Origin of the sequence: Endozoicomonas euniceicola (assembly GCF_025562755.1) — a bacterium.
In the GTDB taxonomy this organism is placed as follows: domain Bacteria; phylum Pseudomonadota; class Gammaproteobacteria; order Pseudomonadales; family Endozoicomonadaceae; genus Endozoicomonas_A; species Endozoicomonas_A euniceicola.
The window spans coordinates 5,914,892-5,927,632 of sequence record NZ_CP103300.1 but is presented as its reverse complement, the minus strand read 5'-3'; the positions used below and the strand labels follow the sequence as shown (position 1 = coordinate 5,927,632).

7 protein-coding genes are annotated in these 12,741 nt (G+C 48.6%); 6 read left to right on the top strand and 1 reads right to left on the bottom strand.

The features are described 5' to 3' along the window. Window positions 1-45: 45 nt before the first annotated feature. The 4 genes from NX720_RS24075 to NX720_RS24060 are packed head-to-tail and all read left to right on the top strand — an operon-like array spanning window position 46 to window position 3,784. Complete coding sequence (locus tag NX720_RS24075; protein WP_262598077.1) at window positions 46-1,206, top strand: acyl-CoA dehydrogenase family protein; 1,161 nt, start codon at window positions 46-48, stop codon at window positions 1,204-1,206. Window positions 1,207-1,239: 33 nt separating this feature from the next. After that, complete coding sequence (locus NX720_RS24070; RefSeq protein ID WP_262598075.1) at window positions 1,240-2,055, top strand: enoyl-CoA hydratase; 816 nt, start codon at window positions 1,240-1,242, stop codon at window positions 2,053-2,055. A 29-nt stretch (window positions 2,056-2,084) separates the two neighbouring features. Then, window positions 2,085-2,966, top strand: a complete 882-nt coding sequence (gene mmsB / locus NX720_RS24065; protein WP_262598073.1) for a 3-hydroxyisobutyrate dehydrogenase — start codon at window positions 2,085-2,087, stop codon at window positions 2,964-2,966. Between the two features lie 47 nt (window positions 2,967-3,013). Beyond that, entirely contained in the window at window positions 3,014-3,784 is a 771-nt protein-coding gene (locus NX720_RS24060; RefSeq protein WP_262598072.1) for an SDR family oxidoreductase, read from the top strand. 56 nt (window positions 3,785-3,840) lie between these two features. On the opposite strand, the gene NX720_RS24055 is transcribed toward NX720_RS24060, so the two are convergent. Continuing rightward, window positions 3,841-4,512, bottom strand: coding sequence for a hypothetical protein (locus NX720_RS24055; protein ID WP_262598071.1), 672 nt, complete (start codon window positions 4,510-4,512; stop codon window positions 3,841-3,843). A 210-nt stretch (window positions 4,513-4,722) separates the two neighbouring features. On the opposite strand from NX720_RS24055, the gene NX720_RS26870 reads away from it, so the two are divergent. Then, the gene (locus NX720_RS26870) at window positions 4,723-10,551 is read left to right on the top strand and encodes a beta strand repeat-containing protein (RefSeq protein WP_318654071.1); all 5,829 of its coding nucleotides are present in this window, start codon (window positions 4,723-4,725) and stop codon (window positions 10,549-10,551) included. A gap of 66 nt (window positions 10,552-10,617) precedes the next feature. Next, a complete protein-coding gene (locus NX720_RS24035; protein ID WP_262598070.1) occupies window positions 10,618-12,732 on the top strand; it encodes a peptidase domain-containing ABC transporter in 2,115 nt (704 codons plus the stop codon). Window positions 12,733-12,741: the final 9 nt, after the last annotated feature.

Sequence of the window (12,741 nt, the reverse complement as noted above, 5' to 3'; positions counted from 1 at the left end):
AAGGTCTATAAAAAACTTTCCAAATCGATCAATGTGGGAGGGACTATGGATTTTTCGCTTAGTGATGACCAACAGGCTTTTGTCAGTACTGCCAGGGCATTTTCCAATGATGTTCTGGCACCGGGTGCGGCGCTTTGGGACAGAGATCATATTTTTCCTGTGGAGGTTTTCAGGCAGGCAGGTGATCTTGGCTTTATGTCGCTGTATGCACCGGAGGAAACCGGCGGACTGAATCTTTCCAGGCTTGATGCCAGCCTGATTTTCGAAGAACTGGCGCAGGGATGCACTTCTACCACTGCTTTTATGACCATTCACAATATGGCGACCAATATGATCGGTCGCTATGGTCGTCAGGAATTACTCGATCAGTGGGGGGCAGAACTGACTTCAGGTCAAAAACTGGCGTCTTACTGCTTAACTGAACCAGGATCAGGTTCTGATGCGGCGTCGCTGACCACCTCTGCCAAAATCGTTGATGGTCATTATGTGGTCAATGGCAGCAAAGTCTTTATCAGTGGTGCCGGGGCAACGGATATTCTGATAGTGATGGTTAGAACCGGAGGTAAAGGGCCTAAAGGTATCACGGCTCTGGCTATTCCGGCGGATAGCGCTAATATTCATTACGGCAAAGCAGAAGACAAGATGGGCTGGCACTGTCAGCCTACACGACAGATAACTTTTGATGATGTAAAAGTTCCTGTCGGCAACCGACTTGGGGCAGAGGGGCAAGGGTTTAAAATGGCCATGGAGGCACTGGACGGTGGTCGTATAAACATTGCGAGCTGTTCGGTGGGTACTGCTCAGGCTGCTCTTAATCATGCCATTACCTACAGCAGAGATCGTGAACAGTTCGGGCAGTCAATAGCTGAGTTTCAGGTGACACAGTTCAAGCTTGCGGATATGGCGACAGAACTGGTGGCAGCGAGGCAGATGGTCAGACTGGCAGCCTGGAAACTCGATAACAATGAGCCAGAGGCTGGCGTTTACTGTTCAATGGCTAAACGACTGGCGACCGATCTCTGCTTTAACATCTGCAATGAAGCACTACAGATTCATGGCGGTTATGGTTATATCCGTGAATACCCTCTGGAGAGGTTTGTCAGGGATACCAGGGTGCATCAGATACTTGAAGGCACGAATGAAATCATGCGAATGATCATTAGCCGTCGTTTATTAATGGATGATGTGGCTGAGCTAATACGATGATTAAAAGATTGCGGGTTGAGGAGTGAGAACACGATGATTGCGAGTGCGATGATTGAGAGTACGACTGCCAAGCTTAAACTGGACATCATTGACCATACAGCCCTGATCACTCTGGACAATCCGGGTGCTAATACCTGGGATCTGGAAAATCTTCAGGGGCTTTGTACGCTGGTGGAAAAACTTAACGATGACCGTAGCATTTATGCCCTGGTCATCACCGGAGCCGGGGACAAGTTTTTCTCTGCAGGCGCTGACCTGAAACTGTTTGCTTCTGGTGACTCTTCTGGTGACAAGGCGGCTGCCCTGGATATGGCCAGAGCATTTGGTAAAGCCTTTGAGGCACTGGCGGCATTTCGGGGTGTATCCATCGCCGCCATTAATGGCTTTGCCATGGGCGGAGGACTCGAAGTGGCCCTGGCCTGCGACATTCGTATCGCCGAAGAACAGGCCCAGATGGCGTTGCCGGAAGCGAAGGTAGGGCTTCTGCCCGCCGCTGGAGGAACCCAGCGCCTGCCATGGCTTGTCGGGGAGGGCTGGGCAAAGCGCATGATATTGTGCGGTGAACGTATAGGGGCTCAGCAGGGTGAACGAATTGGGCTCGTTGAAGAGGTGGTTGCCACCGGCAAGGCCAGAGACAGTGCGCTTGAACTGGCAGCGAAGGTGGCAGAACAGAGCCCGATAGCAGTGGCGCACTGCAAACAGCTTATACATCATGCCAGAGATGTAGCCATTGCCGCAGCTCTGCCAGAAGAGCGGGAGCGTTTCCTTGATCTGTTTGAGACTGAGGACCAGAAAGAAGGCGTTAAGGCATTCCTTGAGAAACGCCAGCCACACTGGAAAAACGCCTGAACCAATTACGAACTGAAAGGATAACTATCATGGCAAAGGTTGCTTTTATCGGCCTGGGAAATATGGGTGGCCCCATGGCTGCCAATCTTCTTAAAGCAGGTCATGAAGTAACGGTTTTTGACCTGGTCAGTGAACTGGTGCAGGAATTGGCTGAACAGGGGGCTAAGACAGCAGACAGCGCACTGGCGGCAACAGCTGGCGCAGAGTTTGTGATGACCATGCTGCCTGCGGGTCGGCATGTGGAAATGGTTTATCTGGGAGACAGTGGTCTTTTAGCCTGCCTTGAAGGGTCGCCTCTTATTATTGATTCCAGCACCATTGACGCTCAAACCGCCAAAAAGGTCGCCAGCGCTGCATCGGAACAGGGGCTTGATATGATTGATGCCCCGGTATCGGGTGGTGTTGCCGCTGCGAAAGCTGGCACCCTGAGCTTTATGTGCGGAGGCACAGAGAAAGCATTTAATCGTGCAAAGCCGGTTTTGGCAGATATGGGTAAAAACCTGTTTCATGCGGGTCCTGCCGGAGCAGGTCAGACCGCTAAAATCTGTAACAACATGCTGCTGTCAGTATTAATGACTGGCACCGCTGAAGCGTTACAACTGGGTGTTGATAACGGACTTGATCCCAAAGTTCTGTCGAACATAATGCTGGCCAGTTCGGGTAAAAACTGGGCGCTGGAAATGTATAACCCTTATCCGGGCGTCATGGATACTGTGCCTTCCAGTCACCAGTATCAGCCCGGTTTTATGGTGGACCTGATGGTAAAAGACCTTGGACTGGCAATGTCCGCTGCTTTAGAAAGCAGTTCAGCGGTTCCCATGGGGAGCGCCGCCCGGAATCTTTATATGGCTCATAAAAAGAAAGGTCATGGCCGACTGGATTTTTCCAGTATTCTCCAGGCACTCAAATAGTCATTAAACTCGTTATTAAAATAGTCACTTAATAAGAAGGCAACGTTGTGGAACTAAAGAATAAAGTAGCCATTATCAGTGGTGGCGCTTCCGGCATTGGGGCAGCAACCGCCCGTCGTTTTGTTGCCGGTGGCGCTCATGTAGCGGTCTTCGATGTCAATCGTGAAAAAGCAGAAGCTTTACTGGAGGAGCTGGGCAGTGCTGCCATATTTTGCCCGGTCGATGTGACGGATGAGGCATCCGTGCAATCAGGGGTCGATACCACCAGCAAGGAATTCGGACAGATTCATATATGTTGCAATTTTGCCGGTGTGGCGGATGCCGCCAGAACCGTTGGAAAACAAGGCGCTTTTCCTCTGGACCAGTTCAGGAAAGTCATTGATATTAACCTGATAGGCACCTTTAACGTTATGCGACTTGTCGCTGAAAAAATGGCTTGCAATCAGCTGGTATCTGAGGAAAGTGGTCGTGGCGTGATTATCAACACAGCCTCTGTTGCAGCATTTGAGGGGCAGATGGGACAAGCAGCGTATAGTGCATCCAAGGCAGGTGTTGCCGGTCTGACCTTGCCGGTTGCGAGGGATCTTGCCAGCCTGAGAATCCGCTGCAATACTATTGTGCCGGGCCTGATTAAAACACCTCTGTTTGATTCGTTGTCTCCGGAGTTTATTGAATCATTGTCAGAGAGTGTGCTGAATCCAAAACGGTTGGGCAAGCCTGAGGAAGTCGCTCACCTCGCTCAATTCATGGTGGAGAATGATTATCTTAATGGTGAATGTATACGGCTTGATGGCGGCATAAGGATGCAACCGAGGTAGTACTGAAAAGAGAAGAGGTCGTTAACTCTTGTTCGGCAATAGGTTCAGCAATCAGTTTAGCGGTAAGGTGACCGGCTGATTTTTTCAAGCAGCCAGTTACTGAGATGGAATAACTTTTCCTTGTTAGAGGCATAAGAAAAGTTAGGCGCTTTTATCAGGACAGAAGGACGGCCATTAATTTTGAAAAGGTACTCAGTCCAGCGATGAGAGCGATCCATATCCACATTCTCAATTTCATTAAAGTCGGTAAATATATCGCCAAAGTAGCCTGACAGGATATCAACGGTTTCCTGCCCTGAAACAATCAGAAACTCTGGCTGACACTGTTCCACAATGGTATTGAGAATTGGGCGTGAATGCTCCAGAAACAGGTTCTGCCTTGATAATGACAGTTCTGTCCATTTTTTGGTTTTAAAGGGGCTGCAATAACAGAAAGTTGCCTTTTCCAGTTTATGTTGTAACTGTTCATTCTGCTTAAACGCAAAAGAAGCATTCCTGAAATAACGGCGCTTGGAAGGCCCCTCAAGCAATATATTGCTGTTTAACGGATTCGCATTGAACTCGCTGTCATCATCAATTAATGGTGCCAGACCTAAAAAAAGAATATTGCTGGAAGCGTAATGTTGCCCAAGAAACAGTAGCCCCCCATGTCCTTCCTGTCTGGGGTATTCAGTGATCAATTTTTGATTTTGATCAAGCGCTATTTGTTTCAGTTCTTCAAGCATCATTCTTATACGAATTAAAGTGTCTTGTTTTTTATATAACTCTAAACCATGAAGGGTTTTACTGACAAGGTAAGGCATAGCAGGGAAGCAACGCCTGTCTATAATAACTATGCAAATAAACAAGCCTGTTACCCAGTTAGTCCTTTCTGTTGTAGCTACCTGAATCGGCACTGTTTCACGAGAGTTTCAGATAACTAAAGGTTCTACAACATCATGGAAGAGCAAAACACGCCAGCATCATCCCCTGATACTGATTCGCCAGCAGATGCTGAGATAATCACTCAAAAGCCTGCATCCAGAGTTGAAACCGCTGTTGCCAACAAAGATTACATTATTGATCAACCTCTGGAGAATGTCCGCCTGGAAGTTCGTGGACCAGACTTTGCCATTGTGCATGAAGACGGATCAGAGCTGACGGTGTTAATGGGGGGGATCTTGACAGCAACCGGTCAGCCCGTTCGCTTCAAATTTGCCGATGGCAAGGTACTCAATGGAGATGAGTTTCTCGCCAAAGCCAACCATCACAAGAACGTTGATGTGCAGCATGTGGCACAATATCAGCCAGAACCAGATCAAGAGCAAGAACTAGAGCAAGAGGCTGAACTAACCGAGACACAGCAACAACCTGTTCAAGAGCTGCCTGAGCTGGCACAGCAACCGGAAGCTGCCAGTGAATCAGCATTTAACAAAGATTTTGCTGAAGAAATCGGCAAACTGAAAGAGAATGTCCAGGGTTCCGGGCGTGATGATATTTCAGAGTTTCAGAAACTCCTGGCCAATGAATTCAATAAGCTGGAAAAAATCACCATCCAGGATGAGGCAAGTGAATCAGATTCTTCAGATAACACACCGGTTCCCCCTGATACAACGCCCAGTATTCCGGAGGTAGAGCTACCCGAGGTAACCACCACTGCCGGTATCGGGCCAGGCTCTGGTGTTGGGTTTGACTTCACAGTTTCCCTGACCAACTATCAGGCTGTCACCAGCGATACTACAACGGGTTATCATATCGGTGGCGGTGGCTCCGTAGAATCGGGGAGCAACAGTGATTACGCTGTTCAACTGGACAGGGAGACCATCAGCTATCCGAATTCTGACCAGATTTCCGGCTTCGATGGCATTACGGTGACTGGTGATAATGCTACTTATTTTACCACTTCAACCATAAGCAGAGTGTTGTCTATAAACGGCGGAGATCAGGCAACGGACGTTCAGAACGTCACCATTTACAGCCTCCCAGATGGCTGGACCATTGAGAATGGTGTTTTTAATGAGACTAACCAGACCTGGTCTGTAGGGACAACATCCTTCACCATTACCCACCCAACCAACATCCAACAGGGCGTATCAACGTTCGAACTACGTTTTGAGGTCAGCTTTGTAGAAGAAGCTAACAAACAGCCGGAGGTTTTTCTGGTTCCCGCCTATGTGACTGAAGGTAAGGTGCCAGACGACCTGCAAGGTGAAGTCAATGGTCAGTCTGCGCTGGTATTTAATTTATTACACAATGGTGACGTGATTGATCTCGGTGCCGGTGATGATGTAGTCGATGCCTCAGTGGGGGACGATATTATTCGTACCGGTGCAGGTGACGACACCATCAAAGGCGGACCAGGAGCCGACACTATTGACGGCGGAGCCGGCACCGACACCCTTGATTACAGTGGCAGCGTGGCAGGGACTATTAGCAGCGGTGTTACTGTGAACCTTAAAGAAGGTACGGCTACCGATGGGTATGGAGGCCAGGACACTGAGATTAAGAACATCGAAATTGTTAAAGGGTCTGCTCTTGGTGATCAACTGACCGGCAGTGATAATAACGACGAACTTTACGGGCTGGATGGTGACGATACTCTTAATGGCGAAGGTGGCAACGACAAACTCTATGGCGGAAATGGTGACGACACGCTGAACGGCGACAGTGGTGCCGATGAACTCTATGGCAATGCGGGGGCAGACACCCTTAATGGCGATGCCGGAGCTGACACGCTTTACGGTAATGATGGCGATGATACGCTGAATGGCGGTGCTGATGCTGACCAGCTTTATGGCAATGATGGTGCTGATACTCTGAATGGCGGTACGGGTGAGGATGCTCTCTACGGCGGCAAAGGCAATGACTTCCTCTACGGCAATGATGGTAACGACACACTGGAAGGCGGCGATGGCGATGACTTTCTTTATGGTAATGATGGCAATGACACCCTGAACGGTGGTGATGGCGACGATGATGTCTTTGGTGATGCCGGTAACGATATTTTAAAAAGCAGTTTTGGCTTTGATGATTTTGATGGCGGGGCTGGTACAGACACGGCTGACTACAGCGATTACACCAAGGGGATGGTTGAAGCAAACTTAGTGAGTGGAATAGTCACCAAAATAAGCGGTCGTGACACACTCAAGGATATAGAAAATCTGATTGGTAGCAGTTTTGGTGACACACTGACTGGTAATGAAGAAAACAATCATCTTCAGGGGGGTGCCGGTGATGACACCCTGATAGGAAACGGTGGAGCCGATACTTTAGAGGGCGGTACAGGCGATGATACCGTTGATTACTCTTCAGACTCTATTGCCATTACGATTAATCGGGGTGTTAGCTCGGTTACCGTTCAGGATGGTAGCGGAGCGACGGATACACTGGTTGATATAGAAAACATTATTGCCTCCGCAGGCTCTACCATTGATTACAGTACTGTTTCCAGTGGTGTTACCGCTTCCCTTAAAGATGGCACTGCTACGTTTAACAGCGTGACGGATAAATTCAGCAATATTGAAAACATCACAGGATCGAATCATAACGATATCCTGGCCGGTAATGCTTCCGACAATATAATAAAAGGGGGCAACGGCATCGATACCCTGACTTTCTCAAACTCTGACAATGCCATAACGGCTGACCTTTCCACAGGTACTGCCAGCGGTGATGGCAATGACACCATCGAGAATATAGAAAACCTGACAGGCAGTAGTAAAAACGACATCTTGACCGGAAGCGATGCAGCGAACCATCTGCAAGGCGGTGCCGGTGATGACACCCTGAAAGGTGGTGCCGGAGCCGATATTTTAAATGGCGGCGCGGATAATGATACCGCTGATTATTCTTCAGAAACGAGTGCTATCACGATTAACCGGGGAGATGGTTCTGTAACCGTCAATGATGGCAGCGGCGCAACCGATACATTAATTGATATAGAAACCATTAAGGGTTCTGGGTACTCAGACACCATTAATTACAGTGGTGTTTCCAGTGGTGTTATCGCTTCCCTTAAAGATGGCACTTCGACGTTTAACGGTGTTACGGATACGTTCAGCAGCATTGAAAACATCACGGGATCAAGTCATGACGACACGCTGGCCGGTAATAATTCCGACAATACAATAAAGGGTGGTGCCGGCACCGATACCCTGACTTTCTCAAACTCTGACAATGCCATAACGGCTGATCTTTCCTCAGGTACTGCCAGCGGTGATGGCAATGACACCATCGAGAATATAGAAAATCTGGTGGGCAGTAGTCAGAACGATACGCTGACCGGAAACAATGAAGCCAACCAACTGCAAGGCGGCGGGGGTAATGACACCCTGAGCGGTGGAGCCGGTAATGATGTTTTAGAAGGTGGCAGTGGCAATGACATTCTGAAAGGTGGTGCCGGAGCCGATACGTTAGATGGCGGTGAAGGCAGCGACACCGCTGATTATTCTGCAGACACTGGTGCTATCACAATTACACGGACAGATACCTCCACGTCCGTTCGGGATGGCAGTGGCACTAATGATACGTTAACCAGCATCGAAAGTATTACAGGCTCTGCACATAAAGACACCATTGATTACAGTTCGGTTTCAAGTGCGGTTAATGTTTCGCTTGTCAGCAATACAGGGAGTTTCAGTCTCAGCAATCTGCCTTATCAAGACTATTTCAGCAGTATCGAGAATGTCATCGGTACAGCTTATAACGACACGCTAACCGGTAATGGCTCGGATAATGAGTTACAGGGTGGCAATGGCGATGACACACTGATCGGTGGTGCCGGAGTCGATATGTTAAATGGCGGGGAGGGCACCGATACCGCTGATTACTCTTCAGACTCTAATGCTATTACGATTAACCGGAGAGACTCTTCAATCTCCGTTACGGATGGTAATGGAGACAATGATACGCTGACCAGTATTGAAATCATCAAAGGCTCAGCATCGTTAACTGACAGTATTGATTACAGTACAGTTTCCGGTGCTGTTACCGCTTCTCTTGAAGATGGCACTGCTTCGTTTAACAGCGTTACGGATCAATTCAGCAGTATTGAGAAAATCACGGGATCAAATTATAACGACTTACTGACCGATAGTGATTCTAACAATGAGTTACTGGGTGGCATTGGTGACGATACCTTTTTTGCAAAGAGGGGTAGTGACAAGTTTGATGGCGGTGTTGGTACTGACACCCTGGATTACTCAAACTCGGACTATGGCATAACCGCTAACCTCTCCACTGGTGTTGGCAGCGATACCAGCGGTGATGACAATGACCAGATACTGAATATAGAAAACCTGACGGGCAGTAGTAAAAACGACACCTTGACTGGTAATGGTGATGCAAACACCCTGAAGGGTGGTGACGGTGATGACACCTTGGTAGGTGGTGCCGGAGGCGATACGTTAGAGGGCGGTGCAGGTTCTGACACCGTAGATTACTCTTCACAGTCAGCCGCTATAACAGCGATATTAGTGGATGGAGGGGCTTCTATTGCTGGTGATACCTTAACCGGAATTGAAGGCATTATCGGTTCTTCCGGGAATGATACTTTTGTCAGTGATACTGCTGATAATTCATTTGACGGTTCAGGCGGTGTTGACCATATCGACTACAGTCGCAGCAATGTCAGTGGTGCTGGAGTGGAGGTTAATCTATCAGAGAAATACGCAAAATATTCATACGATAATCAGAATTACAGAGATACGCTGACCAACATAGAAACAATAACGGGTACCAGCTCTAATGACGTGCTGACTGGCAGTGATGCTAACAACACCATTAACGGTGGAGATGGAAGTGACAGAATAGATGGAGGGGGAGGAACCGATACCTTGTATGGAGGTGGTGGGGCTTACTCCTACAACACTATCGTTTTCAGCACTGCTACAGCAGATCTTGAGTTGACCATGACAAACCATAGCAATAGTGACATTAGAACAGTGGATACTGGCAATGGAGCGGTTACGCTGGCTAATTTCCAGTATGCGGTTGGTGGGGCAGGTAACGACACATTTACAGGCACAGGTGATACAAACCACCTCTGGGGCGGAACAGGTAATGATAAGCTTCATGGCAAAGGTGGCCATGATAAGTTATACGGCGATGAAGGTGCTGACGAACTGTATGGCGGGGTTGGTTATGATGAGATACATGGTGGAGCAGGCAACGATATTCTATGGGGTGGGACAGGCGTTGATAAATTTTATGGTGATGAGGGTTTTGATACGGTCAGCTTTTCCGATGACCCCGATGGTGTCGGAGCCGGCATCAGACTGGACATGACGTGGCCTAATAATTACAAAATCCTAAATAATGGTGAAGGTGTGGCAGAAGAGATGTTTGATGTAGAAGCAGTGGAAGGTTCTCAGTACGGCGACGACATGACGGGGGTTGCCGGATTCCAGATGTCAGGTGCTAAAGGTGATGATGCACTGAAAATTAATTTCACAGAACTTAACAACACCAGCACGACCTATTCTACCCTTCTGGATGGTGGGGACGACAACGATACGTTGCATATCAAATCCGCCAGTGGCTCCTTTAATTTGGGTGACTATAAAGACCTGATTGATAATATGGAAACCATTGATCTGAGTGAGCACACCAACAATGATGTTGATGTCACGATCAATCTGGGTGATATTGTTGAGATGACTGATGCAGGAAACAATCTTACCGTTAATCTCAAAAATGGAGATGGTTTAACTGTTATTGGTGACTCTGACGGGCCGGTTGGTGATGTGTACAGTGATGGCACCAGCACCGTCACAATAAACTACGTTTGACCGTTAAGTTGGGCTGAGTGAAGTGATACTCAGTCCAACCTATGTCATGGATGTCATGGATGACCTATGCCAATCACCGAACAAACTTTCCATTCTTCCAGCCTTTCCGACGCTTTCCTGATCCTTACACGCCTTTCTGGCGTTGACCTTCCTGTCGAAGTCAGCAATGAACTGATTCTGAAAGGCATGGATACCCGGCAACTACATCAACACTGTGAACGTTTTGGATTAACTTGCCAGCGTAGTTTATCTGCACTGGGTAAAATGCCTGAAGCCACGTTCCCCTGCCTGTTGCAGATGAAAGGCAAACGATTTGTAGTGGCGCTGGCTGCCCGGCAGGGTGAGGTGCAGGTACTGGATAAAGAGAGTCAATTGCTCTGGGTGAAAGAATCCGCCCTGAGTGAACGTTTTTCTGGTGTCTGCTATTCGATTCAGAAAGCCGGGGAGCCTGACTCTCATAGCCCGGTAACGGCTTCTGACTGGTTAAAAAGGGAGGTGGCTCAACTCTGGGCGAACTATGCCCAGGTGATTCTTGCCACGCTGCTGATTAACTGCCTGACTCTGGCTGTGCCGGTTTTCACTCATTTTGTGTTTGATAAGGTATTGCCGAATTATGCGACAGAGACACTGTTAGCAGTCACCATTGGCATTGGTCTGGTGATTCTGGCGGATTTTGTCCTGCGCTGGCTTAGGAGTTTTTATATTGATGATGCCTGTCGGCATATTACCCGCCAGGCTGAACTGCAACTGATTGACAGCCTGTTACGGCAGGAAGCTCATCAGATTAATCTGTCTCCGGCGCGTCTTGCCCAGCAGGCACAGGGTTTTTCCAGAGTAAAAGAAGCTCTGTCCAGCTCCATTCTTTTAACCGCTCTCGATATACCCTTTTTTATACTGTTTACCGCTGTCATCGGGGTGATTGGTGGTCCGCTTATGTGGGTGCCGATAGCCGTTGCGGCTATTCTGATTCCTGCCTCCATTATCAACTATCGCCTGACTCGTAAACGTTCTTCCCTGGCGACAAAAACCCAGACAGAAAAGAATGCCTGTCTGCATGAACTGACCCAGGGGCTTGAGACCATCAGGGCAATGGGAGCAGGGCAGAGCCTTTTATCCCGCTGGCGGATTCTGGTGAACAGCAGTAACCGCCATGATTTCAGCCATCGAAGGGTAGGTTCTGTACTCAATGCTTTTGTGATTTCAGCCAGTCAGATTGTGGTGGTGGCAACACTGGTCATGGGGGTGTTTTTGATCCAGTCAGGAGTGTTAGCTCCCGGCAGTCTGTTTGCCTGTATCATACTGGGTAGCCGGGCGGTAGCACCGCTGATGAATTTAACCCAGTTGTTAAGCCGGATAAATTTATCAAGACAGGCTCTCAAACAACTTGATCCTATTTTCTCGAACTCCGGCTTTGCCAATGCCGGGACTGAAAGCCCTGATGCGACACAACAAAGACTCTACCATTTAATCCCCGATATAGAGTTTCAAGACCTGAGCTTCCGTTACCCCAGTGATAATCAGGATACCCTGCATGGTATTAATCTCAGCATCTCCGCTGGTGAACGGGTAGCTATTGTCGGTGCTTCCGGCAGCGGCAAGACCACATTGACCCGGCTTTTGTCGGGTGGCCTGATACCTGACAGCGGACGTGTATCAGTGTCCGGTCATGATCTGACTGGTCTGAATCTGGCTGATGTACGACAGCATTTAAGTGTATTGCAACAACAACCTTTTGTGTTCAGTGGCTCGGTGCGCAGTAACTTACTGCTGGGTAATGCTTCTGCCAATTCATCGGAACTTGACCGGGCCTGCTTTATTACCGGACTGGATCAATGGATCAGTCGTTGCCGTAAAGGGTATGAACACCCGATTGATGAATATGGTAGCAACCTGTCGGGTGGGCAGAAGCAGGCTTTGTGTCTGTCCCGTACCTTACTCCATGGCGGTAGTCTGCTGGTGCTGGATGAGCCAACCAGTGCTATGGATAATTTGTCAGAGGCTCAGTTCTGCCAACGCTTACCCGACTTTCTGGGAGAAGATCAGACATTAGTACTGGTGACTCATCGGGCCAGCCTGCTACAGCTTGTTGACCGCATTATTGTGTTAGCTCACGGCAGGGTGGTCGCTGATGGGGCTAGGGATGAAGTACTGAAAAAGATGCAGGCCGTTCGCACCGGCTGATACGAACCT

Excerpts from the sequence above, each read along its gene's own strand:
- NX720_RS26870 (WP_318654071.1), top strand. The coding sequence starts at position 4,723 with ATGGAAGAGCAAAACACGCCAGCATCATCCCCTGATACTGATTCGCCA.
- NX720_RS24055 (WP_262598071.1), bottom strand. The coding sequence starts at position 4,512 with ATGATGCTTGAAGAACTGAAACAAATAGCGCTTGATCAAAATCAAAAA.
- NX720_RS24070 (WP_262598075.1), top strand. The coding sequence starts at position 1,240 with ATGATTGCGAGTGCGATGATTGAGAGTACGACTGCCAAGCTTAAACTG.
- NX720_RS24075 (WP_262598077.1), top strand. The coding sequence starts at position 46 with ATGGATTTTTCGCTTAGTGATGACCAACAGGCTTTTGTCAGTACTGCC.
- mmsB (WP_262598073.1), top strand. The coding sequence starts at position 2,085 with ATGGCAAAGGTTGCTTTTATCGGCCTGGGAAATATGGGTGGCCCCATG.
- NX720_RS24035 (WP_262598070.1), top strand. The coding sequence starts at position 10,618 with ATGCCAATCACCGAACAAACTTTCCATTCTTCCAGCCTTTCCGACGCT.